Origin of the sequence: Sphaerisporangium sp. NPDC005288 (assembly GCF_040607475.1) — a bacterium.
GTDB lineage: Bacteria > Actinomycetota > Actinomycetes > Streptosporangiales > Streptosporangiaceae > Sphaerisporangium > Sphaerisporangium rhizosphaerae.
This window is the reverse complement of the sequence record NZ_JBEXGT010000023.1, coordinates 69,752-93,305: the sequence shown is the minus strand read 5'-3', so window position 1 is coordinate 93,305 and position 23,554 is coordinate 69,752. Positions and strand designations below refer to the sequence as shown.

22 protein-coding genes, 1 tRNA gene and 1 pseudogene are annotated in these 23,554 nt (G+C 68.4%); 9 read left to right on the top strand and 15 right to left on the bottom strand.

The genetic code is table 11. The annotated features are described in order from the left end of the window. Window positions 1–238: 238 nt before the first annotated feature. Window positions 239–3,064 carry a hypothetical protein gene (locus tag ABZU32_RS22410; RefSeq protein ID WP_354924736.1) on the top strand — a complete coding sequence of 942 codons (2,826 nt, stop codon included), beginning with the start codon at window positions 239–241 and terminating at the stop codon, window positions 3,062–3,064. An 18-nt stretch (window positions 3,065–3,082) separates the two neighbouring features. On the opposite strand, the gene ABZU32_RS22405 is transcribed toward ABZU32_RS22410, so the two are convergent. The 3 genes from ABZU32_RS22405 to ABZU32_RS22395 all read right to left on the bottom strand — a co-directional run bounded on the left by ABZU32_RS22405 (window position 3,083) and on the right by ABZU32_RS22395 (window position 7,064). Continuing rightward, window positions 3,083–3,460, bottom strand: coding sequence for a GntR family transcriptional regulator (locus ABZU32_RS22405; RefSeq protein WP_354844178.1), 378 nt, complete (start codon window positions 3,458–3,460; stop codon window positions 3,083–3,085). After that, window positions 3,457–4,281 carry a hypothetical protein gene (locus ABZU32_RS22400; protein ID WP_354924734.1) on the bottom strand — a complete coding sequence of 275 codons (825 nt, stop codon included), beginning with the start codon at window positions 4,279–4,281 and terminating at the stop codon, window positions 3,457–3,459. The genes ABZU32_RS22405 and ABZU32_RS22400 overlap by 4 nt, the downstream gene beginning before the upstream one ends. A gap of 188 nt (window positions 4,282–4,469) precedes the next feature. After that, window positions 4,470–7,064, bottom strand: coding sequence for a tetratricopeptide repeat protein (locus ABZU32_RS22395; protein ID WP_354924732.1), 2,595 nt, complete (start codon window positions 7,062–7,064; stop codon window positions 4,470–4,472). Between the two features lie 670 nt (window positions 7,065–7,734). Here ABZU32_RS22395 and ABZU32_RS22390 point away from each other — a divergent pair. Continuing rightward, window positions 7,735–8,205: a hypothetical protein gene (locus tag ABZU32_RS22390; protein WP_354924730.1), complete on the top strand. Its 471-nt coding sequence runs from the start codon at window positions 7,735–7,737 to the stop codon at window positions 8,203–8,205. Window positions 8,206–8,317: 112 nt separating this feature from the next. On the opposite strand, the gene ABZU32_RS22385 is transcribed toward ABZU32_RS22390, so the two are convergent. Together ABZU32_RS22385 and ABZU32_RS22380 are read right to left on the bottom strand one after the other, a co-directional pair. Further along, window positions 8,318–8,899, bottom strand: a complete 582-nt coding sequence (locus tag ABZU32_RS22385) for an NADAR family protein (protein ID WP_354924728.1) — start codon at window positions 8,897–8,899, stop codon at window positions 8,318–8,320. A 346-nt stretch (window positions 8,900–9,245) separates the two neighbouring features. Beyond that, a complete protein-coding gene (locus ABZU32_RS22380) occupies window positions 9,246–10,022 on the bottom strand; it encodes a hypothetical protein (RefSeq protein WP_354924726.1) in 777 nt (258 codons plus the stop codon). Window positions 10,023–10,768: 746 nt separating this feature from the next. Between ABZU32_RS22380 and ABZU32_RS22375 the strand changes: the two genes are divergently transcribed. Beyond that, window positions 10,769–11,137, top strand: coding sequence for a hypothetical protein (locus ABZU32_RS22375; RefSeq protein ID WP_354924724.1), 369 nt, complete (start codon window positions 10,769–10,771; stop codon window positions 11,135–11,137). Further along, a complete protein-coding gene (locus tag ABZU32_RS22370) occupies window positions 11,134–11,325 on the top strand; it encodes a hypothetical protein (RefSeq protein ID WP_354924722.1) in 192 nt (63 codons plus the stop codon). Before ABZU32_RS22375 ends, ABZU32_RS22370 begins: the two co-directional genes overlap by 4 nt. Before the next feature lie 255 nt (window positions 11,326–11,580). Here the strand turns inward: ABZU32_RS22370 and ABZU32_RS22365 are convergent. Both ABZU32_RS22365 and ABZU32_RS22360 read right to left on the bottom strand, forming a co-directional pair. Next, window positions 11,581–11,653: transfer RNA gene (locus ABZU32_RS22365), tRNA-Arg, on the bottom strand. 154 nt (window positions 11,654–11,807) lie between these two features. Continuing rightward, window positions 11,808–12,041, bottom strand: coding sequence for an RNA-binding S4 domain-containing protein (locus tag ABZU32_RS22360; RefSeq protein WP_354844155.1), 234 nt, complete (start codon window positions 12,039–12,041; stop codon window positions 11,808–11,810). 185 nt (window positions 12,042–12,226) lie between these two features. Between ABZU32_RS22360 and ABZU32_RS22355 the strand changes: the two genes are divergently transcribed. Beyond that, entirely contained in the window at window positions 12,227–12,796 is a 570-nt protein-coding gene (locus ABZU32_RS22355; protein ID WP_354924720.1) for a hypothetical protein, read from the top strand. A gap of 184 nt (window positions 12,797–12,980) precedes the next feature. Here ABZU32_RS22355 and ABZU32_RS22350 read toward each other — a convergent pair whose 3' ends face one another. The 5 genes from ABZU32_RS22350 to ABZU32_RS22330 all read right to left on the bottom strand — a co-directional run bounded on the left by ABZU32_RS22350 (window position 12,981) and on the right by ABZU32_RS22330 (window position 17,259). After that, window positions 12,981–13,436 (bottom strand): MaoC family dehydratase, encoded by a 456-nt coding sequence (locus ABZU32_RS22350; protein ID WP_354844150.1) that lies wholly within the window; start codon window positions 13,434–13,436, stop codon window positions 12,981–12,983. Between the two features lie 9 nt (window positions 13,437–13,445). Continuing rightward, window positions 13,446–13,853, bottom strand: coding sequence for a TIGR03668 family PPOX class F420-dependent oxidoreductase (locus ABZU32_RS22345; protein WP_354844623.1), 408 nt, complete (start codon window positions 13,851–13,853; stop codon window positions 13,446–13,448). Between the two features lie 629 nt (window positions 13,854–14,482). Continuing rightward, complete coding sequence (locus ABZU32_RS22340) at window positions 14,483–15,121, bottom strand: maleylpyruvate isomerase N-terminal domain-containing protein (RefSeq protein ID WP_354924719.1); 639 nt, start codon at window positions 15,119–15,121, stop codon at window positions 14,483–14,485. Between the two features lie 150 nt (window positions 15,122–15,271). Beyond that, a complete protein-coding gene (locus tag ABZU32_RS22335) occupies window positions 15,272–16,318 on the bottom strand; it encodes a DUF418 domain-containing protein (RefSeq protein ID WP_354924717.1) in 1,047 nt (348 codons plus the stop codon). A gap of 284 nt (window positions 16,319–16,602) precedes the next feature. Continuing rightward, window positions 16,603–17,259 (bottom strand): cadmium resistance transporter, encoded by a 657-nt coding sequence (locus ABZU32_RS22330; protein ID WP_354924715.1) that lies wholly within the window; start codon window positions 17,257–17,259, stop codon window positions 16,603–16,605. A 244-nt stretch (window positions 17,260–17,503) separates the two neighbouring features. Between ABZU32_RS22330 and ABZU32_RS22325 the strand changes: the two genes are divergently transcribed. Next, window positions 17,504–17,983 carry an NUDIX hydrolase gene (locus ABZU32_RS22325; RefSeq protein WP_354924714.1) on the top strand — a complete coding sequence of 160 codons (480 nt, stop codon included), beginning with the start codon at window positions 17,504–17,506 and terminating at the stop codon, window positions 17,981–17,983. A gap of 149 nt (window positions 17,984–18,132) precedes the next feature. Here ABZU32_RS22325 and ABZU32_RS22320 read toward each other — a convergent pair whose 3' ends face one another. Continuing rightward, the gene (locus ABZU32_RS22320) at window positions 18,133–18,438 is read right to left on the bottom strand and encodes a hypothetical protein (RefSeq protein ID WP_354844139.1); all 306 of its coding nucleotides are present in this window, start codon (window positions 18,436–18,438) and stop codon (window positions 18,133–18,135) included. Window positions 18,439–19,106: 668 nt separating this feature from the next. On the opposite strand from ABZU32_RS22320, the gene ABZU32_RS22315 reads away from it, so the two are divergent. Next, a complete protein-coding gene (locus tag ABZU32_RS22315; RefSeq protein ID WP_354924712.1) occupies window positions 19,107–19,946 on the top strand; it encodes a hypothetical protein in 840 nt (279 codons plus the stop codon). Window positions 19,947–20,079: 133 nt separating this feature from the next. Here ABZU32_RS22315 and ABZU32_RS22310 read toward each other — a convergent pair whose 3' ends face one another. Next, entirely contained in the window at window positions 20,080–20,898 is an 819-nt protein-coding gene (locus tag ABZU32_RS22310; protein ID WP_354924710.1) for a sugar nucleotide-binding protein, read from the bottom strand. Between the two features lie 44 nt (window positions 20,899–20,942). Here ABZU32_RS22310 and ABZU32_RS22305 point away from each other — a divergent pair, with 44 nt between their 5' ends. Then, entirely contained in the window at window positions 20,943–21,785 is an 843-nt protein-coding gene (locus ABZU32_RS22305; RefSeq protein WP_354924708.1) for a helix-turn-helix domain-containing protein, read from the top strand. Between the two features lie 74 nt (window positions 21,786–21,859). Then, window positions 21,860–22,471: a dihydrofolate reductase family protein gene (locus ABZU32_RS22300; protein ID WP_354924707.1), complete on the top strand. Its 612-nt coding sequence runs from the start codon at window positions 21,860–21,862 to the stop codon at window positions 22,469–22,471. On the opposite strand, the pseudogene ABZU32_RS22295 reads toward ABZU32_RS22300, so the two are convergent. Next, window positions 22,468–23,428, bottom strand: a pseudogene (locus tag ABZU32_RS22295) (IS481 family transposase). The gene ABZU32_RS22300 and the pseudogene ABZU32_RS22295 sit on opposite strands and share 4 nt — an antisense overlap. Window positions 23,429–23,554 lie beyond the last annotated feature (126 nt).

Here is a 23,554-nt window from a genome sequence, read left to right as displayed (position 1 = left end):
CAGCGCGAAAGGCCGAATCGGCCCGCGATCCGCCGTGCCCCGGACGGGCTCGGACGCCCTCCCCCAGGTGGGGACCATTGCCCTGCTCGACGGCCATTGTCGCGTTCCAAAAAGTTCCGATGAGCGCATTGACTCTGGTCTGCGCAGCGTCGAGCATCAGGGGTCGAGCATCCGGGGGGGTGCCGTCACCATCATCGGTTCGTCCCAGCATGGGACGGGGGGAGCAAACATGTCCGTCATGTCCAGCGAGTCTTCGGCTGGTGCGGCGTTACCCAAGGGCTGGCAGGTCTTCGCCGCCAAGCCCGACGAGACCACGGCCAAGGCCGTCGCCAAGGTGCTGCAGGAGGAGATGAACCCCTCCCAAGCGGACGCCTCCATGAAGCTCATCGCCAAGACGCTGGCCGAGCGTTCGGCGCGCGAGCGCAGCAAGCTGTCCCGGCTCATCGCCTCCCAGCTTCGCGGCGACATCGCGCGCGGCTTCGTCAAGGCGACCGCCGCCACCCGTCTGGCCCACTCGACGGTGGAGACGCCCAAGGAGGAGGTGCCACAGGACAAGGATGTGCTGCACTACCTCGACCTCCAGCTGCCGAAGAAGGTCAACGAGCTACCCGAGAAGACCCCCGGAGGGCGTAACCGGCTGGTGCTGGAAGGGCTCGACCTCGCCGCGGCGGGCAAGGTCACCGTCGACCTGATCGCGCTGGAGGAGCGCATCGCCGACGAGTCCGACGCCTCGACGATGGGGCACCTGCGCAAGGCGCTGGAACTGGTCACCACCATCGGCGGCAAGCCGGTGACCTACTCGGAGGAGCGCCGCACCGAGCTCGCCTCGACGGTGAGGGACACGACGCAGGAGCACATCGTCGAGCAGATCGGCTTCCGCGCGGCCAGGACCCAGCGCGCCGGCGAGGGCGGCCTGTCGACCCAGAACGAGCTCGCCGCCACCTACTGGCGGACGAACTTCCTCGACACCCTGCAGAAGTTCCTGGTCAAGCTGAAGACGACCACCATGCCGGGGCCGGACGACATCCTCGTCAACAGCCCGCGCGTGCTGAAGAAGCTGGCCATGATGGTGGACCCGAAGGTGCTGGCCGGGCTCACGATCACCCCGCTGGTCGGCACGACGGGCATCAGCGTGCTGAGCGGCACCGCCCAGTTCGCGAGCTTGGACATCGACTGGAAGTCGATCCTCCAGGAGCTCGGCGCGACTCCGTCGGCGTACCAGCTCTACGAGCTCATGGACAGGGACAACGAGAAGCCCGTCACCGACTTCACCGTCGACACGCGGGCCGACTTCGTCGCGCTCATCACCGACAGCCCGTTCTGCCGCCTGCAGGAGATCGCGAGCCAGAAGAGCGAACCTCTGGCGCCGGTGTGCGCCATGGTCGAACACCTCGTGCTCGGCCTCGCCGACGAGCTCGGCCCGCAGATCTTCGACACGCTGACCGCCAACGCCCTGCGCTCGCTGGGCCGGCTCCTCGACATCGTCGTGGCGCACCAGCACAACCCGTCCACGGCGATGCGCGCGGTCGACCTCATGATGGACGAGATCGGCATCCTGGTCGCCGCCGCCGGCAACTACACCTGGACCGACTACCGGGAGACCATGCTGCAGGTGATGCTCGAACGCGCGCCGAGCATCGCGCCGCTGGCCGGCAAGCGGATCGAGCTGGACAGCCACCTCATGACCAGCGGCATGGAAGCGCTCGGGACGGCGCTATGGATCGCCCTGTCGTCGCGCCACCACGACGAGGTCTCGCGTTCCACCGAGAAGATCGACTACTACGAGACCGGGGAGCTGCTCGCGCGGCTCAGGAAGGGCGAGACGACGACGCCGCACCCGCAGGTCCTGGTCGCGACGCTGAACCCGAGCACGCCCTTCGACCCGCCGTCGCCGGATGAGCTCGTGGCCACGGTGCGCAAGAGCCTGCTGACGCACACGAAGGGCGCGGCGCCGTACGCGCTGATCCTCGACACCACCATCCAGCTCACGCCCTCCTCGACCGGGGGCAGGAGCCAGCTCGACGTCGTGCTCGGCGGCCTGAAGGAGGACATCGCCGACGGCAGGCTCGAGGTCTTCCTGTGCAAGAGCTTCCAGAAGTACGCCTCCTTCGGCACCGGCAAGGTGGCCGCCGGTGACCTGACGATGCTGTCGATGAAGGGCAACCTCGCATCGGCGTTCGCCCGGGCCGAGGCGCTGCTGCAGGATCTCGACCTCGACCTCACCGGGAACGACGAGGCGCAGCTCGTGATCCACATGCTCAGGCACGGTCATCGCGACGAGCTGGCGCTGGTACACCACGCCGCCGGTAACGCCAAGTTCGTGGACGAGTTCTGCTGGCCGATCGACCCCAAGAACCGCAAGCTCGGGTCCTCGTACGTGGAAGGCATCCCCCTGCTCCTGCGCGGAGCGCCCACCGGCAGAGTGGACAAGCTGTTCGAGACCCTTGCCATGATCGACCGGCGCGACAGCTTCTCGTTCCTGCGGACGTCCTACGTCGGCGGCATCCCGGGACCGTACGCGCGCATCAACACCGGCCACGAGTCCAAGGAGTCGATGGTCGAGTACTTCTACGCGTTCGGCCACCTGGCGACCAGCACGCTCCCCGGCGCGAAGGCGCCGAGCACGACGCCGGTCGGCCTCGACCCGCTGAAGCTCGACTCGGTGAAGGAGCACCTCACCGCCCTGTCCCTCATCAAGGACACCGAGGGCTCCCTCATCACGCGGTATCGGAACAACATCGTCGCCTCGTACTGCGCGTTCGGCATCCAGAACGTGCGGCCCAAGCCGCACATGGTGCCTCTGCTCATCGCCTTCTTCGCCGAGTCGACCGGCGGCGTCACCATCGAGACCCAGCGCTATCTCGCCCGCGAGCTGTTCCCCTGGCTGCAGAAGGACCCCATCCCGGCGGACCCCAAGATCCTCACGGCGCTGTACCACGCGGCGCTGATCCTTCCTTCATGGTCCTTCAAGCCCTTCGCCGCACAACTCAAGCTCGACACGATCGGCGACTCAGAACAGGCCCGCCGCCTGCGCGCCCTGGTCGGCAAGACCCTCACGGGTTGACCGCGGCGTGAAGAACGGTCATGACGAGGCCGGCGCCGCCGCTCCGGACGTCAAGGCCGCCTGGACGATGCGGATCGCCTCGCTCGTGTCGAGGCCGACGCTGGCGATCACGGCCGCGTAGTCGGCGGCGGCCCGGCGGGCCCGCTCGCGGCCCTCCTCGCCGGCGGCCGACACGAACGAGCCCGCTCGCCCGCGCGTCTCAATCAGCCCGGCCTCCTCCAGCTCACGGTAGGCCCGGCCGACCGTGTTGACGGCCAGGCCGAGGTCGGCCGCGAGGTGACGGATGGTCGGCAGCCGGGCGCCCACGGCCAGCGTGCGGTCCTGGATCTGCCGGGCGAGCTGGGCCCGCAGTTGTTCGAACGGCGGCACCGGCGAGGCCGCGTCGATGACGATCATCGGACGCTCATGGCCCGCCGGGCCACCGTCGCGCTCGACGGCGTCCTGGCGCGCAGGGCGGCGCACGTGGCCACGCCCAGGAGCAGGTAAACCACCGCGGCGGCGCTCCACCACCCGGGCGCGGTGCCGAACAGCAGCACCATGGGCAGCGCCCACTGCGCGCTCGGCGTGGAGAGCTCGCGGGCGTCCTCGACGCGCATGATGACGTCGGCGGTCAGCGACTCCTCGTCCTCCGCCACGACCGGGCGCCGGAGCAGGTGGCGCAGTTGCACGGCGAGGATGGCCGTCACGCCGAGCATGCCGATCAACAGGACGACGGCCAGTCGCCGCACGGCGGGGTCGGGAACGGCCAGGGCGCTCCCGGTCAGCACCATCGCACCGGCGAACGTGGCGACCACGAAGACGGCGTACGGCCGGCCGAGCACGGCCCGCCAGCCGGGCTGGATCAGATGGGCGGCCCTGCGTGACAGCGTCGCGCCCGCCCGCTGGTCGACGCGCCGCACCCACCAGTCGAGCAGCGACTGTGCCACCAGCAGCCCGGCCACCAGCGCGGACAGGGCCACCAGCGGCAGCGGGCCACGCGACGGGAAGCCGCCACCGGTGAACCCGCCATAGGTCGCGGCGAGCGCGCTACCGATGATCAGCACGGCCAGCATGACGCTACCGGCGATACGGGCGCGCCGCCGCGCCGCCAGGCGGCTGGCGAGCAGCGGGGTCGGACGGGCGCCGGCCAGGTCGTGCCGGGCCAGCCACTCGCCCGCCAGTCGCAGATCGGCCGAACGGGCCGATGGGCCGGCGTCGGATAACGGTTCACGAGTCACAGCGCCTCCTTTGTCGCAAGGTTTGTATCAAGATGATGCGTCATACCTTGCGACAAAGTCAACGTCCCACGCTCGGACGCCGTCCGGACAAAGGAGAAGGCCCGCCCCGGGTTTCCCTGGTGACGGGCCTTCCGGCCGGCGCGGCCGACAGGGCTCGAATTGCTGACCTTCTGATCCGTGGAGGAACGTCAGCCTGTCCGTGACAGGCCTTTCAGCTGGGCGGCGACCTCGTCCGCCTCGGGGACGTCGAGCGCCTGGTAGAGGGCCAGTGCCTGTCGCCAGTGATGGCGGGCCTCATCGATGTCGCCATCGGCCTTCCTGGCGTGGGCGAGGCCGTTGTGGGCGCGGGCCTGCTGGTACCGGTCGCCCAGCTGGCCGGCGAGGTCGAGCGCGAGGATGTACTGGTGGCGGGCCTGTTCAGGCCGGCCACCGGCCAGATGTGTCTCCCCCAGGTCGTTGCGGACGTCGATCTCGCCCATGGGGTTGCCGATCTCGTGCCAGAGGGCAAGGGAACGGTGGAGATGGTCCACCGACTCGTCGAGATGGCCCTGCCTTCGGTACACCGCGCCCAGGTTGTTCAGCGCCGCCGCCTCGCCGGAGCGGGTCGCGATGTCCCGGGCCACGGTCAACGCCTGCCGGTGATGGTCGAGGGCCTGCTGGTACCGGCCGAGCCGCTGGTGCACGTAGCCGAGCTCGTCCAGCGCGCTCACCTCACCGATCCGATCGCCCAGTTCGCGAGCCAGAGTGAGGGCCCACCGCTGGTACTCGAGGGATCGTTCATAGTGCCCGAGCCGCTCAGCGACCACGCCGAGGTTGCCGAGCGCCCGGATCTCACCGACCCGGTTGCCGATCTTGTCGAACAGGCTGCGAGCCTGCTGGTGGAAGTCGATGGCCTCCCGGTAGCGGCCGGACCGCTCGGCCACCACGCCGAGGTTGCCGAGCGCGCGAGCCTCCCCGGCAGGGTCGTCGATCTCCCGGGCCAGGTCGAGAGACCGCCGAAGATGTTCCGCCGCCTGGGGGTGCCGGCCCTGACGGAGACAGCCGATGCCGAGGTAGGTCAGCGCATGGACCTCGGCGGCACGGTCGCCGCTGCTGTGGGCGGCATCGCGCGCGTGGGTGTGAGCGGCGACGGAGTCGGCATAGTGGCTTCCGGCGTCGAGGTAGCGGAACAGGGTGGTGGCGATGCGGGTGGCGTGGGACGGCCAGCCATGTGCGGCGGCATGACCCGCCGCGGCGATCAGATTCGACCGTTCGTCGTCGAGCCATCCGCGGGCGGCCGCGAGATCTTCCAGAGGCGGAATGGACATGACAGACGGGGGTACGCGTGGCCGGCTGTGCTGTTCGGCCGGGATCAGCAGGTCCATCGCGGCCGATGCCGTGAACAGGTGGTAGTCGAGAAGGCGGGTGAGAGCGGCGCGGCGGGCGGCCGGGCGATCCTCCTCGTCGGCACGATCGGCGGCGTACGCACGAACCAGGTCGTGGAAGAAGAATCGGCCCGGGACACTCTGCTGCAGAAGATGATCGCCGCATAACTCGTGCAGCCGCCGGCCGGTGGTCCGCACATCGTGGTCGGTCAACGCCGCGGCGGCGTACGCGTCGAAGTCCTGGCCAGGGTGGACGGCGAGGAGGCGCAGCAGCCGTTGGCGGTCGGGCGACAGCCCCTGGTAGGACAGCCGGAGCGCCATTTCGACGCCGGTGTCCAGCCGGTTGTGGCGGTGGCGCGCTTCGAGCCGGTCCGCGTGGTCGGTGACCGTCCAGTCGGTCTTGGCCCGCATGTGCCCCGCCAGCAGGGCCAGCGCCAGCGGCAGGTGCCCGCAGCGACGCGCCACCCTCTCCAGGGCGGCGGGATCGTCCCCCATGGCGACGCCCGGCACGGCCGAGAGGAGGTAGTCCTGTGCCTCGCCGGGCGCGAACACGTCCAGCGTCACCTGCGTCGATCCCGGAAGGGTCGTCAGGCTGCGCCGGCTGGTGACCAGGGCGACGCATCGGGGGTCGTCTGGTAACAGGGGCTCGACCTGCTGCTCGGTGGCGGCGTTGTCCAGTACGACGAGAGTCCGGGTGCCGGCCAGCCGTCTGCGGTAGGCGGCCGCGCGGTCCGCGAGGCGGGGTGGGATGAGCGTGGCCGGCATGCCGAGGAGCCGGAGAAACCCGTCCAGAACCGCATCCGGCTCGGCCGGTGGCTGAGCCGGGTCGGGGTGGAAGCCCCGCAGATCCACGAACAACACGTGGTCGAACGGCTCGTCGGCGGCCAGCACCCGGCCCACTTGGAGTGCGAGCTGCGTCTTCCCGACGCCGGCCATGCCCTGGATCGCCGAGACGACCGGAGTCGCGCCGGCGTCGCCGCCCTGTCGTAGTGACCGTCGAAGCCGGTCGATCTCGGAAGAACGCCCGATGAAACCGGAAACGCTCCTGGGCAAGGTGCCCTGGACCCGTACCTGACGCGCGGCCTGCGTCTCTCCGTGGATGACGCGGAGCACCTGACGCCACTGCGTGAGATAGCCGGCATCGTCGTGCAGCGCCTGCACCACCGCGATCAGCAAATCGTCGTTCACCCGCCGGCGTCCGGGCCGGAAGCAGTCCGCGATGGTGCTCCTGCGTGCCAGCTCACCGGAGGGCCGGCCCGCCGCGAGCCAGGCGGCGTTGATACGGTCCTTGATCACGTTGTACGACGGGTTGCCGGCCCAGATCTTCAGCCTCTGGACCTTTTCGATCAGTTCGTCCAGTGACCGTGCCTCGCCCGGATCCGGTAACGGGACACCGTCTGCGGCGGCGGATGTGCGCACCCACTCTCCTCATGACCTCCGCCGCCCCCCGCGGCGTCCGATCTTCGCAACGGTAGTGCGCGCCTCGGCGCCCGCCAAGTGCGAGCGTCCGGGATCGTCCGGGAATCCGCGCCACAGGCCATCCACCCGCCACCATCGGTGTCGCGCCGGCCGTGCCGGCCGGTGTGAAGGACGACGTCTGGGGCGGATCACCCAGCCCGAACGGGGAGAGAACATGCGACGAAGCATCCGGATCACACGGACGCACTGCCGACGCCGTACGTCGGCGACCTGATGAACGACAATGTGCTGACAGTCAAGATCTGGCGGGGCTGACCCGCCGCGCCGGGTGGCTCACCGGCCCGCCAGGCGGTGAGCCATCCGCGCGCCCGCCGACGGCTCACTCGGAAACAACACACCAAGTGAAGCCGGGCCGCCACCGCGGCTCGCTTCACGTGACGACACGGCCGGTGCGGCCGTCAGTGGTCGTCCCGGTCAGGCGGAGCAGTTCGACTCACACGAAACCGATTCGGACGGTGCGGCATCGACGTAACTTCCAACGCCAATCGCCTACTTATTGACATCAACAAGACTTCCTCGACCAGAGAGGTCGCAGAAAAAGACAGATGACCCTCGCAGAAATAGGTAAAGTCGGCGCGACCGCACTGCTTGACCATCGAATGGGAACAACATGCGTCCGCACCCTCTGTCACTTGCCCTTCTGCTGTCCTCCCTGACCGTCGCGGCCTGCGGCAGCGGTGAGCCCGAAGGCGCGGACACACCGCAGGAGACATTAACGAGACTCACCGCGTTCATCGCCGACGACAAGGGTGAGGACGCTTGCGATCTGATGTCGCCGGCCGCGCAGGAGTTGTTCGCGCGCGAGAATGAGATGAGCACCTGTGAGCAGGCCGTCAACCTGTTCCACGGCAGGATCACCGATGCGGACGCCTATCGGAAGATGGTTCCCTCCGGCCTCAAGACAGAAGGCGCCAAGGCCGAGGTCAGTGGATATTGCGGCGAAGGATGGACTCTCTCCGCGGGCACGAAGCCATCGGAGACCCCCAACAGGCTGGGAACCTTGACACTGCGCAAGACCGAGAAGGGCTGGCTGATCCACGACTACGTCAGCAGCAGGAGCTACTCCAGCTGCGGCGGGTGAGCCGACACGATCACCTGCGCAACGCCAAGCCGCCATCGCAACCCCTCGGCCACACCGGCAACGAGCCCAGCAGCGCCGACTCCGACCGCCCCTGGCGCGCCCCGGCACGCGATCATGCCATGACCGGAGGCGAGCGCCGAAGAACCTGCCTTACCTCCATCAGAGCGAACCCCAGCAGGTTCAGTCCGTGCCACGACTCCGGATTCTCGGCTTCCTCGTCGTCGGCCGCCAATCCGATCCCCCATACACGATCGACGGGACTCGCCTCCACCAGCACCCGCTCACCAGTGCCCAGCAGGAACTCCCGCAAGTCGGCATGCTGCTCGAACTTGGCGAGATTGCCGCGCACCACCAGGTCGAAGCGGGCCGCCGCCCACCTTTCCTCGTCGAAACCCCGCACTGATCGCCCGAGATCCTTGGCCTGCTTCGGATGGCCGGCCGCCACGATCGCCGCGACGGACTCTTCGTCACCGAACAACCGCGCCTTCGCCGCCATCATGAAGTGCTCCGCCGTGCGGTAGACCACGCCGTCCACAACGAACTCCGCCGGCCACCACTGCGACAGACACCCGGCCCCGGCCCCACCGGAACGCGGAGGTCGATGCCCCCAGAACATCAAGTACTTGATCCGCTCACCCCGCTTCGCCACCTCGACCAGTCCAGCCACATCCCGCACATCGACCGCCTCCGCCATGCCCGCACCCTCCCAAACCAGGAGGGTTCAAGCCAACACCTTTCCGAGTGATCGCGTACGTCCCGCTTTTCAGGCGGAACAACCACGTTGCTGGCGTACCGCAGACCATGGTCAGAGGGTTGTGACCAACTGTCGAAAGACGCTCCCGTGCGGGGATGTTGCTATCACTGCTGCTGTCAACGCAGCCATGGTCATCCCGTGACGAGGCGTGCGGCAGCCTACCTTGGCCCGCGGAAGATCAGTGGCGGACGGCCGGTCGAGCCGTCCGCCACCCGCCACCGCACCCCGTGGAGGAACTCGACGCCACCACACCCTTGTCTCTCTCACCCGCTGCCCTTTCGTGCCGTCATCGACGATGTGCCAGCGCCCGGCCCAGCAGCCGCGCCGCCTTGCGGGGCACCCCCATGCTCTCCGGGATGGTGACTCCTCTGTCATTCAGCATTCCCCAGCACGACAGGTGAAGTCCGTTCTCCCAAGAAGAGACGGCACCCTCGGAAAAGCAGGCGAGAAGACCGCTCCGCAGGGCGGGCGCGTCGGCGAGAAGCCGATCCGAGACGAACAGATCGCCGGGTAACAACGTTTCGGTGTCCTTCATCAGCGTGTGCGGCGTAGGCGTGGAGATTTCGACACCGATTTCTCCGTACAACGGGTCGGCATCCACGATGATGCGGCGCACGAGGTCGACGAAGTCACACCCGCGTTTGCGCGCCCTGCGCAGCTCGGCGCCGGACTGCAACTCCTGCGGAACTCCGAGTGATCTCGCCGCTGTAAGCAGGGAAACGGCGTGATCGTCATCGCGGTCCGCGAAATCGTAGCCGACCACGATGAGACCCGACGGCTTGCGCCGGAAGCCCATTCGGATGGCGCGTTGTCCGGGATTGGCGTCGGAGGCGATGGCCAGCAGGCGGTCCGGCTTCAGGCCGAGCTCTTGGTAGTCGGCTCCGAGATCACTGACCATCTTGAACCCCCGCGCGCGGGGGGCCACCCCTATCACGCCGGTCGGCTCGGCTCCCGCGGCGATCAACGCCACGCACACGCGCGAGAAGAGCGCCCTTTCTCCATATTCCGTATAGAGCCCTGCACTTAAATGCGGAGCTTCCGGGTAAAGGTCGCTCCTGTCCATCGCCTCACCTTACTTCAGCTGCTCGAGTATTCTGCGAAGCTGCGATTGACGACACGGGGATTCTGGCCGCACGATTCAACGACTCGGGCGTATTTGAATGGCTTAGAGATTGGAGGGCGCACGAAAACTGCTGTGGTTCCCGCACGACTGATGAGGACTACATCGAGGCGGAGAAGATCGAATAGGAGGTGATAACTCTTTGGGGTAGAGAGATTCGCGAGCGACGCGGGTGGCCTCGTCCCGCTTTCCAGGGAGACCTACGGGAAAGCCAGCCCATTCGCTTCACGGACCTGGAGCGCATCGCAGGGGCACGCGCCCTTCGGGGCCGGCATCTTGACGGCAATCACGAAATCCACAGCGGGCCGCTCAGCGTAGTGAACCATGCCGACCTGGACAATGGAGTCCTTGCATTTGACAGGAGACATCAAGGCAAGAAGTCAATTGAAAACGTCGGACATCTCATTGCTTACTCAGCAGAACTCCTTGATCTTATCTCACACATAACATGTCGTGCTGTGGCAGGTGTAGCCCATAGCTACGACAATCTGTACGAGGTGGGGCGATTCGGTACTATGACGACTTCTCTTGCTAGTGCTGTGACCGCATAGGTTCGCCCGGTAGCTGGGTCAGGCCTTGATCGCCGACCGAGGGCATGTGGAACGTCCTCGGCGAAGCGTTGTCGTACCCCCGGTGTAGCGTCCGGGCCGGAGTCGGGTTCATGCTCTGCGGTTAACGGAGGCACGCGGATGACGAGTACGACAGGCGAGCCCGTGGTGGTGGTGTCCCGGCGCATCGGGGCCCCGGCGGAGGAGATCTTCCGGATCCTGGCCGACCCCGGACGGCACCCGGACCTCGACGGCTCGGGGATGCTGCGCGGTGGCGTCTCCGACGCCGTGGTCTCGGGCGTCGGGGACGTCTTCGTGATGCGGATGCATTACGAGCGATACGGCGACTATGAGATGAACAACCACGTCGTCGAGTACGAGCCGGACCGTCGCCTCGGCTGGGAGCCGAGGCCCGGTCGCGGGCACCCGGACGCCACCGCGCCCGGGGCCGCGTGGGGCCACCGCTGGATCTTCGATCTGCTCCCGGACGGAGCCGGGCGACGGTCGTGACCGAGACCTTCGACGGTTCGCGCATGCCGGAGGACAAACGCGCGGAAGTGGAAAGCGGGCGCGCCTGGTGGCAGACGCAGATGGCGAGCACCCTGGAACGCCTCGCCGAACTGTGCGCCGCCCGGTATGCGGTCACGGCACTAGGGAGATCTCGCACCGCGGCTGAGGAGACACGTCGACCCGCCTGAAAGTAGGGTGCCGGCGAAGCAGGTGGCCGCCTGGGGCGGGCAGCAGCGTGGAGGTCCTCCTGCCGACCTACGCCAAGTGCCTCGTGGGTCAAGACGAGATCTCCATGCGCCGGATCAGCGAAGTCCTACGCCCCAGCACACGGGAAGGCATTGGAAAGACGGGTCGGACGCACCGGATCACAGCCGGACGCCGATCACTGATCGAGACACGAAAAAGCCCAGGTCATCCAGTGGATGACCTGGGCTTTTGCTTTGCGCGGCCGGGAGGACTCGAACCCCCAACCTTCTGATCCGTAGTCAGATGCTCTATCCATTGAGCTACGGCCGCCTGCTTGCCTCGACAAGCATAGCGGGTCTTCGGGGGTGCGCCGAACCGATATCGGGGGCGAGTTCGCGTCCGGTGGGAGTGGCTGCTGGGAGGGCAACCGGGTGGGCGCGGTGGTTGCGGAGAGGGTGGGAGTTGGGCGGGGTAACCGGGCGGGTCAGGGGGCGGTGATCACGTGGATTTCGAAGCCGTCGCCGCTGACCACCTGGCCGGAGCGGATCTTGGCGCGTTTGCGCAGCTCCACCTCACCGTCGACCATGATCTCGCCATCGACGATGAGCAGCCCCGCCACCCCGCCGGTCTCGGCGATGTCGCAGATCTTCAACAGGTCGCACAGCGGGATGTACTCGGTGTGCAGGCGGAAGGTCTCCTCCCGGAATCTCGCGTTCACGTCATCAGCATAGGCATCACCCGGCAGGCCGGAGACATCGGTGATCGAGAGCGGGCGGGGCCGCCAAACCGGACAATACATCTGCAAAGTTTCGCGTTCGTGGGCGTGGCGCGATCCGGGGGCGGCAATGAACCACCTCGATCACATGAGGTGGCTCTGAGGGTCAGGACCTGCGGATTGAAGGCATGAACCATCAGCCAGGGATGTTCGGGACAGGCGGTCTCTCGGCGCAGGTCGCCGTGGCCATCGCGCTGACCTGCCTCGGAGCCGTGGTCGTCGTCGCGGCGCTGCTCAGGCGACGGCGCCACAAGGCGGTGGTGGCGCAGGCGCACACGGAACACGTCACCGAGCTGACCCGGAGCCTGCTCCGCACCCAGTACGACTATCCGCGCCCCAGCCTGGCCGACCTGGTGCAATCGAGCCGGAAGAGCGGCCTGACGATACGCCTCCACGTGGCCGGCTCGCCGCAGATGCTCCCCGATCCCGTCGACCTCGCCGGCATGCGGATCATCCAGGAGGCTCTGACGAACACCGTCAAACACGGGACGCCGAACGCGACCGTGGTGCTGGGGTACGGGCCGGGGCTGCTGACGGTGACCGTGGACAGCCCTATGAACGGCAAGACGCCCGCCTCCCGGGGACCGCACGAAGGACTGGCGACCATGCGCCGCCGCGCCGAGAAGATCGGCGGCTGGGTGTCGGCCGGGCCGTACCAGGGCGGCTGGCGGGTCCACGCGGAACTTCCGTTCCGATAGGTGCCAGCTGCCACACTCGGTCGGCGATGAGGCGAGCCCGTGCGTCCAGTCGGCCGTACCGCCGGAGCGCAGGTCGAGCACGGAGCCGGATACTCGGCAATCTCGGCGAGCTCGGGCTTCGCGGCCGCGTGCAGGCGGCGATCCTGTGCCCGGGCCCGTGAGGTGAGCAGCCCACGCTGCGAGGTCAGTCGGTGATGTAGAGGGAGAGGGACTCGGCGACGCAGGCCGGGCGGCGTTGGCCTTCGACCTCGATCGTGATGCGGAGGTTGGAAAGCGTGCCGGAGGGGGTGCCCTTGACGTCCACCAACTCGGCTCCGGCGCGGATGCGGCTGCCGACGGGCACCGGCGCCGGGAAGCGGACCTTGTTCAGCCCGTAGTTGATGCCCATCTTCAACCCGTCGACGCGGAACATCTGCGTCATGAAGGACGGGAGCAGGGCCAGGCTGAGGTACCCGTGGGCGATCGTCCCGCCGAACGGCCCGTCCTTGGCCCGTTCTTCGTCGACGTGGATCCATTGGTGGTCGTCTGTCGCGTCCGCGAACAGGTTGACCTGTTCCTGAGTGACCTCGCGCCATTCGGTGTACCCCAGGTGCTCACCGACGGCGGCTTTCAGCTCGGCGACTCCGGCGAAGATCCGCATGCCCGAATCTTATTCCGCCTTCTCGGGCACGGCCAGAGCCGACCAGCCCGAGTAGCGCGTCACCTCCACCAGGATCACCGGCCCCTCCGGCACGCGACCACGATATTGCGGGTATTTCGCGACAAGCGGGGCGAGCAGTGCGGGTAGACGCTCGTCCCCCCTCTCCACGACCGTCGCGAAGCCGTCGGCCCGCACCCACCACAGGGTCGTCCAGTCTTCGTGGTAGTGGTCCACGAGGACGCACACGTTCGGATTGACCTGGATGTTCCGCAGCCGCCGCAGCCGCGCGCCCGACTTGGGCTTGTGGTCGACGGCGGTGACGAGGCGATCGCCGTCGAGGGCGAAGGTGACCGGCACGAGATGCGGACGGCCGTCATCGCCGACGGTCGCCAGCCTCGCCACCCGGGCCTCGGCCATCCTGCCGCGGGCCCATCCGGCGCCGGCCCCGTCCGAACCGATCTCGACCGTGCCCACTCGCGTATCCAAGCACGTCCCGCCCACGCGGACGGTGACCGCCACGGGCGGGCCGGCTCAGACGGACGAACGCACGCGGCGGCGCCGGCCGGGTCGTGATCCGACGAGGTGGGGGTGAAGTCAGGTCGTCCGCGACCGGGGCGGGTAGACGTGGTCACCGAGATGGTCGATGGGCAGGACGCAGCGACGGCCGGATTCGGCGGTCGCGCATCGTTCGGCTTCGTCTCGGCGGGGTAACGGGGGTGAGTCGAGGGGGCGCGTATCCATGGGATCTGCCTGTTCTCCAGGGCGGGGGCACCCGGAAGTCACGGCCAGGCGGCGGATTCCCGGCCGTTACAGATGCTCTCATGTAGCCGTTCGCGGCTTCCATGCCGAAGTGTGCCGTCTACGGTCTTTTCGCATGATCGCCGCGGCGATCACGACCAGGGACACCGAGTCCGTCCGTCCGAGCTCGACATGCTGCGCGTCGAGGACGGGAAGATCCCGCGACCACGACGTTCGGCGCGCTCTGCAGGGGGCCCCGGCCCCTCCCGGCCGTCCAGCAGCCAGGACGGTCAGGAGGGACCGGGGCTTCAGAACGCGGCGATGGTGGCCTGCGCGCGCTCGGCTCTGCTCAGGGCGCGCAGGACGGCCGTCGCACCGTGGCGGCGCACCGCGAGGCGGGACAGCAGACCGACCACCGTCTCGACGGCGCTCTCCGGAAGTTCCGGAGTCGGGACCCCGACGCTGACCGCCAGGTCGTCCGAGTGGACGGCGAGCTCCATCAGGCGAGTGACCAGCAGGTCGTCGAGCGTCAGCGACCATGGCCCCCAGATCGGCATCCGGACCGTCCGATCCGCCGTCCCCGGCAGGACCTCGGCGAGCTCCTCGACGGCTGAGGCGGCGCGATCGGCCAGGGCAGCCGGCCCTTCGGCCGCGACCTCCTCGCCGCCGAGCCGGATGCCGACGTTGAACTCGTCGTCAACCCTCGCGCCGACCCACCGCGCCCGCTTGTAGTGCTCCAGGAGCGGGATGGTCTCCTCCGAAGGGACCGGCCCCGCGAGGACCTGCCGGACGACGAAGATCTGGTAGGCCAGGTGGCCGGCGAGACCGCTCACGGCGAACTCGGGCAGTGCGCTCGGCTCCTTCCAGGCGCCGGCGACGGCCGGTTCACGCAGCAGTCCCACGGCCGCGCGCGCCGCGGACAGGAAGTCGTCTTTGATGCCGCTCATCCCTGTGCTCCCTTCACGAGCCCATACCGCCTCACGATCTTGTCACGTCCAGTATGGGCGGTGAGGCCGAAGCTCCCTTCCGACCGCCGAACGGGAGCGGGCACCGGCACGAAGTGACCGCCGACGCGGGACGGCCACCGGCCGCCGCGCTCAGGGGGCGCGGCGCAGGGGTGGGCGGCGGGCCCAGGTGGCCCAGCGCCAGAGCCATTCGAGCGGGCCTTGCCGGTACCGGCGCAGCCACAGCGTGGACCACGACCACTGGACGGCGAGGATGGCGCCCGCGAGCGCGAACACCGCCGTCCACGACGAGCCGGCCGGCACTCCGAGGACACGGACGGCGAACAGCACCAGGACCGTCGCGGTCAGGTAGTTGGTCAGCGCCATCCGGCCCAGCGGCTCGAACACGGCCCGCAGCGCCGGCCGGAGCGGCGTCCTGAGCAGAAGCAGCAGGACGCACACGTACACCCCCGCCAGCAGCAGTCCGGGTACGGCCAGCGCGAGGGCGGGGCTCAGGCCATGGGAGTCGCCCGCTCGCGGACGCCCCTGCCACCACAGGGCGGGCGCCGCCCCCGCCGCGAGGACCAGGCCGAGCACGGCCGGACCACGCGCCGACCGCTCGATCCGGTCGACCACCCCGTACCGGGTCAGCGCGGAACCCAGCAGGAACAGCGCGGGGACGAGCATGGTCCCGCCGCCGTAGAGGGTCAGTGCCACCGCGGCGAGCACGGCGGCGAGGACGGCCACCGCCCAGCGCGGCAGCCAGGTCGAGGGCAGCAGCACCAGCAGGCCCACGACGGCGTAGACGGTGAGGATGTCGCCTCGCCACAGCAGCATGTGCGCCAGGCCGAGGCCGGACAGCACCAGCAGCCGGCGCAGCAGGACCACCCGCGGATTGGCGGTCCGGTCATGGGCCGATCGCAACAGCAGCGAGAATCCGACGCCGAACAGCAGGGAGAAGATGGGAAAGAAGCGCTGCTCGACCAGCATTCCCATCCACGGGCTCTCCAGGGCGGCGGACGAACGCCGCATCGCGTCGTCCACGTTGGCGATCGGCTGGACGTTCGCCAGCAGGATCCCGCACAGTGCGAACCCGCGCACCACGTCCAACGCGACGATCCGCGGACGACGCGTGGGAACCGTCGCGGCGGCACGACCGGCGCCGAGCGTCGAGGGGGCACGACCGGCGCCGAGCGTCACGGGAGGATGATCGGCACCGGACGTGGCAGACGTTCGACCGTCGATGGGCGCCGCGGACGGACGACCGGCGCGGGGCCACGCGGGCCCCGCGCCGACGTGGGACGCCGAGGGTGGGGGATCTTCAGGGGGCATGGTGTCATCCTGCGGTCCCCCGCGCGCGCGGACATGAGCCGAAAGCCCGGTTCACCATCGCCACGGCCGTACTTTCGGCCGACCGGACACCGAGGCGACGACCACCGTGGTCGCCGGTCGCGCACCGAGGCGACGACCAGTGGTCGTCTTGCTCACAGGAGGTCGACCAGGCGGCCGGCGACGCCGGATTCCAGCACGATCACCGCGCCGATCGCGACGAAGACGAGCGGCACCAGCCAATGTCCGAACCGCTCCACGAACGCGATGATCTTCTTGTGGGAGCCGAGCCAGTACCCGGCCGCGCACCACACGGCGATCAGGACGGCGAACGCGGCGATGGTGACCAGACTCGCCGTCAGGCCGATGGTGCGGAACATCGGCGTGTACACCGAGAGGTTGTCCGCGCCGTTGGCGATCGTGACGCCCGCCACCGAGAAGGCCCCCCCGGTCACGGCCACCGCCGTCCCGTCCTCCTGCCCACCCTCACGCCCGGCACCCCGTCCACCGTTCCGGTCGCGATGGCGGGTGCGAAGGGCGGAGATCAGACCGCGGATGCCGAGGGCGAGCGGTACCAGACCCAGCAGGCCGACCCAGCGGTCGGGGATGACGGTGAGGCCGAGGGCGGCGATCGCGGAGACGGCGACCAGCACGGCGATGCCCGCGTACTGCCCGGCGACGATCTGCCGTGCGCGGGGCTCGCGGCCAACGCGGGCGGACAGGAACAGCACGGTCAGGATGATGATGTCATCGACGTTCGTGCCCGCGAAAACAGCGCAGGCGGTGCCGAGGGTCGCGACCAAGCCATCCATGAACGGCCAGCCTATGGCGAACACGATCGCGCACTCGACCCGGTCGCGGCCCAGGCCGCAACGCCGACCACCTCGCTTCTACCGGGCATGGAGGACCAACCGGATCTCCCATGACCGGCAGGACTACAGAGGTGCCGTCTACGTCTCAACGTCGGCAGACGCCATGGCCGCGGGAACCGGCGCACGACTCCACCAGCGGCGAGCCTGGGTCGCCACCTCCAACTTCAGCTCGTACGGTGGCCAGGTGGACGATCCAGATCTCGCCTTCATCGCCGGCCTGCCACGCGTGCGCGCCGCCGCCGGTGCGCTCATCCGCGACGACGCCGGCCGCGTCCTGGTGGTGCGTCCGACGTACAAGCCAGGGTGGGACCTCCCGGGCGGCATGATCGAGTTGGACGAGTCTCCCCGGGCCGCCTGCGCACGGGAGATCAAAGAGGAGCTGGGCATCGCCGCGTCGCTCGGAGCGATGCTCAGCGTCGACTGGGTTCCGCCGCGCCCTCCGTGGGACGGCGGCCTGATGTTCCTCTTCGACGGCGGTGTGATCACTGCGGCTCAGGCGGCGGACATCCGCCTTCCCGCCGACGAACTCGACGGCTTCATGTTCGCCGCATCCGAGCAGTTCGATGACCTGCTGCCGTCGTCCCTGGCGCGGCGGGTGACCGGTTCCCTGCGTCGGCTGGGCGCCGGCGCCTGTTACCTGGAGGACGGCCTCCCGGTGGACTGACCGGCCACGCCGCCCGGCTTCACAGGGGCGTGGCCCTCGGCTCAAGCGGAGACGACAACGGGCCGGCTCCGCGCTCGAGTGCGTCGCGGGTCGCGGGTCGCGGGTCGCGTCATTCTCCGCGACGCCCGAACGGCCGCCTTGCCCGTCGGTCACTCTGGCGGTTCTCGCAGGCTTTCGAGTTCTACCTGCTGTGCCGCCAGGATGCGGGCGATGGCCAGTTGGACGATGGTCTCTATGGCCTCGGGGTCGGCCGCGGCCGTCGACTCATAGTGCGTCAGCGCTTTCCGGCAGGCTTCGACGGCACGGAGCTGGGCCCGTGCTTGCTCGGCCTGTGCGCGTTCTCGCAGGGGGATGACCCCTCGCGCCCTGTGTTCTCGCAGGTCCGTCAGGGCGTCCAGTGCGGCTTGTTCGGTGAGGTCGAGTTGGGCCTTGATGAGCTCTACAGAGGAGTTCATGGTGGTGCCTTACGTCCTTGACCGGCGCTCGATGCGTCCCGTTCGTCGACAGCGTTGTCCTTAGCGTGGTCCTTGCGGTCGCTAATCCCCGTTCAGGTTGGACGCAGGGCCGAGGCACATGGTTGTCCTGCCGTGTCTGGGAATTCCATGAGAACCGCGCGATGCCGCCGGCGACCGGATCCGCCTGCCACGTCGAAGCGCCGAGTCACCGACACCGCCCGGCGACACCTCCACAGCCGATGTCCGACGTCGCCGTCCCCGCTGTCGGTTCTTTCCGCATCCGATGTCCCCACTGCTGTCCTTTCCCACATCCGGCGTCCACGCATTGGGGCTCACCACCCGACGTCCGCCCGTCGGACCCGAACATCCGTCGTCCATGCATCCAGCGTTCAGATTTCGTGGCCGGGTATTCGGAATCCGCGATCCCCGGTCTTCGTCTCCGGATCCTCACATGATGATCTCCACCCTCCACATTGCGGCGGCACGATCTTCATCCGCCATTTTCCTAACGCCCTAAACATCGATAAGAGCCGACATAAACCCTTAACTCGGGCGCATACCGTCACCGGCTGGATACCATCGGATCACCGGGCCGGACGAGCTTTTCCGATGGTCCCCGAATCTCATGCGAGGGCCTTTCGGGCCCTGTAGTACTGGCAGGAGCCGCCGTGAACCCCGCCTCCACGCCTTCCCCGCCGGAAAATCCGCCCCAGCCCTCTCCGGAAAGCGGCGGCGAGATCCGCCCGAACCGTTGGCGGCCGAGCTGGAAAGCCATCTTGGCTCTGCTGGCCGCCACCGTCACCGGGGCCGCGTCCACGTTGCTGGTCGACGGAGTGAACTCGGGCGTACGTTACGTCACCCAGCCGAGAGACCCCTTCGGCTGGACGGTCGACCTCAACCCCGAGGACGCGGACTACTGCCACAAGTACGTCATCGACCACGACCTCAAGGAGGTCGGCCCTCGCCCGCAAAGCTGGGGCATGCTGTACGGCTGGGCACGCGACCTCAAGGCCGCCGACGGCGAGACCTCGACCGTGGACGTCTACGTGCAGGGATTCACGAGTTCCGCCGTGGTCCTGCGCCGTATCCGCGTCGTCGTGGATCGGCGCCTTCCCCCCGCCCCGGGTCACACGTACTGGATGGGGGCCGGCTGCGGCGGACCGCTCGAAGTGCGGGAGTTGGCGGTGAACCTGGACGCGGCCACTCCTGTGCTCGAGCAGGTGGCCTCAGAAGGAACGCCTGCGGCCAAGTTCCCTTACCGCGTCTCGGCCGAGAGCCCCGAGGCGTTCCGCGTCAAGGCCACGACCACGCGGAACCTGTATGAGTGGCATATCGAACTCGACTGGTCGAGCCAGGACAGGACGGGCACCACCCGCATCGACGATCTCGGCCGTTCTTTCCGCACGACCAGGGCGGCCGAGACCGGTTACACCTGGTCGGCACCCAATGCGGACACGGCGGAAACCTGGTGTGAGAATGACCACGACATCGTCTGCCCGAAGTCCTGAACCGGCGCGGACCGGCACCCGTCATACCTCGGGTTCGCGGAATCCATCGAGTGGGTCGACGAGGGGCGCGTGTAGCGGCTCGGACTCGCATGCGGGCGGCTTTCCCGGAGAAAGCCGCGATCACCATTCGGCCTCAGGACAGAAAGCACCGCGCACCGCGCAGTACGGTTCGAATTCGTCGCTGGGTCATGTCGCATTCCAGGCGCACGTCGGCCGGGCCGGACAGGCCGGTGTCCGCTCGCCGGCCTGCGGGCAACCGGTCCGCGTCGAGTCCGTCTCGTCGGGCGATGAGCAGCCCCAGCTCGTACCGGGTCATCGCGTCGGTCCCGGCGACATGGTGGACGCCGTGGTACTCGGACGCGGCGAGTTCGAGGAGCGCCGCGGCGAGATCGACGACATGCACGGGACATCGGACGACGTCGGTGAACAGCATTCCTTTCACCTGGCCGGTGGCCAGTGAACGCACCAGCGCCTCATGCGGAGAACCACCGTCACCGATGATCAGGGACGTCCGGGCCAGCACCGCGGTCGGCGCGATCGCGCTCACGGCGGTCTCGGCAGCGGCCTTGGCCGCACCATACGGGGTGATCGGGTCAGGAACGCACGTCTCGTCATAGCGAATCGCGGCCCCGGAGAACACCGCGTCGCTGGACACGTGGACCAGGCGCCCGCCTGTCGCAGAGGCGGCGAGGCCCACGTTCGCGGATCCGGTCGCCGTGGTCGCCCAGTCTGTCTGCCGGTACGCGGCATTGATGACGACCTCCGGGCGAACCGATCGGACCAGCGCGTCGACGTCCTCTCGTCGGCGCACGTCGAGCGGCAGCCACTCGACACCCGCGGTCTCTCCGGACCGGCTCGAATAGGTCGCGGTCACCTCGTATCCGGCGCTCGAACTCTGCCGGACGAGTTCGCCGCCGAGGAATCCGCTGCCACCGACGATGAGGACTCTCATGGCCGGTCACCCTAGCCCGGGCCCTCTTCGGCCAGACTGAGCCCATGGAGTACGTCGGCCGGGTGCCCGCACCGCCGCTCGACCGGTTCATCGACGACATCTACTGCCTGACCGGAGTGCCACGTCACCGCCTGATGAACGTCCCGCCGATGCCATCGGCACACCTGTTCATCAACCTGGGCGGACCCACCCGCCTGTGGGATTCCGACCCTGCGGTACTGCCGGCGGTGTTCGCCGATGGGTGGTTCATGGGTGTATGGACCAGGCGTTTCCTTTTCGAATACCCCGAACGGGTGAGACTCGTCGGCGTGCACTTCAAGCCGTGGGGGATCTCGCCGTTCGTGGACATGCCGGCGGACGAACTGCGGAACCGATGGGTGCCGGTCGACGCCGTCTGGCAGCGGTCCGTGGACCGGATCCGCAATCAGGTCGGTGACCTCGCATTCGCCACCGAGACGTTGCGCGCACTGGAGGAGGAACTGCGATCGCGGCTCGCCGAGGGACCATCGCGCGGTCTCGACCTGGTCCAGCACACGGGTGGACGTCTGGAGTCCTCCCACGGCGTGGTCCCGGTCAGTGTGCTGGCGGATTCCGCCGGGGTGAGCGGCAATCATCTGGCCACGCAGTTCAGGTCCCATGTCGGGGTCACCCCCAAGCGGGTGGCGCGGATCTACCGCTTCGCACGGCTGATCGTGTCCGTGGACGCGCTGCGTCCGGTCGACTGGTCGGAGCTCGCCCAGACGGCGGGCTACTTCGACCAGGCCCATTTCATCAGGGAGTTCAAGGACTTCACCGGCCACACTCCGACGGAATACCTGGCCCTGCGGCGTCGATTCCCCGCCGAGCCGGGATTCCCGCCGGACAGCGGTCCGATGCCCGTTGATTGATTTTTTACAAGCTCGCTCGTACCCGGAGACGACACGATCGGAGGCGAACGCGCAAGGCGACCCAAGGAGAACCAGTGGGCACAGTGATCATGCACAACGTGGCGTCGGTCGACGGCTTCATCGCCGACGAGAACGACGAGGTCGGGCCGCTCCACGATTGGTACTTCAACGGGGACACCCCGATCACCGGGGGTGGCGACCAGCACTACGACCATTCCGGATCCGGAAGCCGCATCAAGGTCCCACGCGCATCGGCGGAGTACGTCCGGTCGGTGTGGGACGCGATGGGCACGATCGTGATGGGCCGTACCCTTTTCGACCTGGTGAATGGCTGGGAGGGCCGGCCGCCCGCCGGCGAGCACGTGGTCGTGGTGTCCCACCGTCCCAAGCCCGAGGGCTGGCACCCCGAGGCGTCGTACCACTTCGTAAATGACGTGACGGCTGCGATCGACAAGGCCCAGGAACTCGCCGGGGACCGCATCGTCGCCGTGAACGCCGGCGATGTGGGCGGCCAGATCCTCGCGGCCGGCCTCGTGGACGAAGTGGCGATGGACGTGGTGCCGGTGGTGTTCGGGTCGGGCAAACGCTTCTTCGGCGGCATCGACAAGCAGCACCTGCTGGAGGACCCCGACGTGGTGATCCAGAGCGACCGGGTCCTCCACCTGAGGTACAAGGTACGCCGCTAGATGTATTGACCCGCAGGGTTGTTGACGCGGGTGATCGGGGGCTGGCCTTTGAGTGCGGTGTGGCAGCGGTGGTGGTTGTAGGTGTGCAGGAAGTCTTGCAGAGCTGTGGTGCGTTCGTCGTTGCTGGTGTAGGGGCGGGCGTAGGCCCATTCATCGAGCAGGGTGCGGTTGAAGCGCTCCCACCTTGCCGTTGGTCTGCGGGCGGTAGGGGCGGGTGCGTTTGCCGGTCGCGCCCAGCTCGGCCAGGGCTTGGCGCCAAGCGGTGCTGTGCCGGTAGGCCAGGGCGTTGTCGGTAAGGACGCGTTGGATGGCCAGGATGCCGCAGGTGTGGAAGAAGGCGGCGGCGCGGCGCAGGAAGGCGGCGCAGGTGGTGGCCTTCTCGTCGGGGTGGATCTCGCTGTAGGCCAGGCGGGTGTGGTCGTCGACGGCGGAGTGGATGTAGTCGAAGCCGATCGTGTGGCGGTGGTGGTGGCTGCGCTGGTCGCGGCCGTGGACGCGCCAGCCGCCGCCGTCGGGGATGCGGCCCAGTTTTTTGACGTCCACGTGCACCAGCTCGCCGGGGCGGTCGCGCTCGTAGCGGCGGATGAGTCGGCCGGTAGGGCGGTCCAGGTGGGCCAGGCGGTGCAGATGGTGGCGGGTCAGGATCCGGTGCACGGTGGAGGGGGCCAGGCCCAGGATGGAGCCGATGCGGGCCGGGCCGAGCTTGCGCTGGGTGCGCAGCAGGCATACCTGGGCTTCGATGGCGGGTGGGGTGCGGTGGGGGGTGGTGTGCGGACGGCTGGGCCGGTCGTGCAGGCCTGTCTCGCCGTGCTCGCGCCATCGGCGGACCCACTTGTAGGCGGTGGGCCGGGAGATGCCCATCTCAGCCGCCACATGAGCGACCGGACGGCCGGCGAGAACACGCTGGACGAGCAGACGCCTGCCATGCACGGTCAGCCGGGCATTACGGTGGGACACGAAGACCTCCGTCTGTGGTGTGGAGCCTAGACACCTCCACCACACCGGAGGTCTTCCTATTGATCAAGCCCCAATCGTCAACAACGCTCGTGGTCAATACAGCTAGACCCCCGGCGCCGTCGATAC

Coding starts and splice junctions, on each gene's coding strand:
- ABZU32_RS22410 (WP_354924736.1), top strand. CDS start 239: ATGTCCAGCGAGTCTTCGGCTGGTGCGGCGTTACCCAAGGGCTGGCAG.
- ABZU32_RS22405 (WP_354844178.1), bottom strand. CDS start 3,460: ATGATCGTCATCGACGCGGCCTCGCCGGTGCCGCCGTTCGAACAACTG.
- ABZU32_RS22390 (WP_354924730.1), top strand. CDS start 7,735: ATGCGTCCGCACCCTCTGTCACTTGCCCTTCTGCTGTCCTCCCTGACC.
- ABZU32_RS22385 (WP_354924728.1), bottom strand. CDS start 8,899: ATGGCGGAGGCGGTCGATGTGCGGGATGTGGCTGGACTGGTCGAGGTG.
- ABZU32_RS22380 (WP_354924726.1), bottom strand. CDS start 10,022: ATGGACAGGAGCGACCTTTACCCGGAAGCTCCGCATTTAAGTGCAGGG.
- ABZU32_RS22375 (WP_354924724.1), top strand. CDS start 10,769: ATGACGAGTACGACAGGCGAGCCCGTGGTGGTGGTGTCCCGGCGCATC.
- ABZU32_RS22355 (WP_354924720.1), top strand. CDS start 12,227: ATGAACCATCAGCCAGGGATGTTCGGGACAGGCGGTCTCTCGGCGCAG.
- ABZU32_RS22350 (WP_354844150.1), bottom strand. CDS start 13,436: ATGCGGATCTTCGCCGGAGTCGCCGAGCTGAAAGCCGCCGTCGGTGAG.
- ABZU32_RS22345 (WP_354844623.1), bottom strand. CDS start 13,853: ATGGCCGAGGCCCGGGTGGCGAGGCTGGCGACCGTCGGCGATGACGGC.
- ABZU32_RS22340 (WP_354924719.1), bottom strand. CDS start 15,121: ATGAGCGGCATCAAAGACGACTTCCTGTCCGCGGCGCGCGCGGCCGTG.
- ABZU32_RS22330 (WP_354924715.1), bottom strand. CDS start 17,259: ATGGATGGCTTGGTCGCGACCCTCGGCACCGCCTGCGCTGTTTTCGCG.
- ABZU32_RS22320 (WP_354844139.1), bottom strand. CDS start 18,438: ATGAACTCCTCTGTAGAGCTCATCAAGGCCCAACTCGACCTCACCGAA.
- ABZU32_RS22310 (WP_354924710.1), bottom strand. CDS start 20,898: ATGAGAGTCCTCATCGTCGGTGGCAGCGGATTCCTCGGCGGCGAACTC.
- ABZU32_RS22305 (WP_354924708.1), top strand. CDS start 20,943: ATGGAGTACGTCGGCCGGGTGCCCGCACCGCCGCTCGACCGGTTCATC.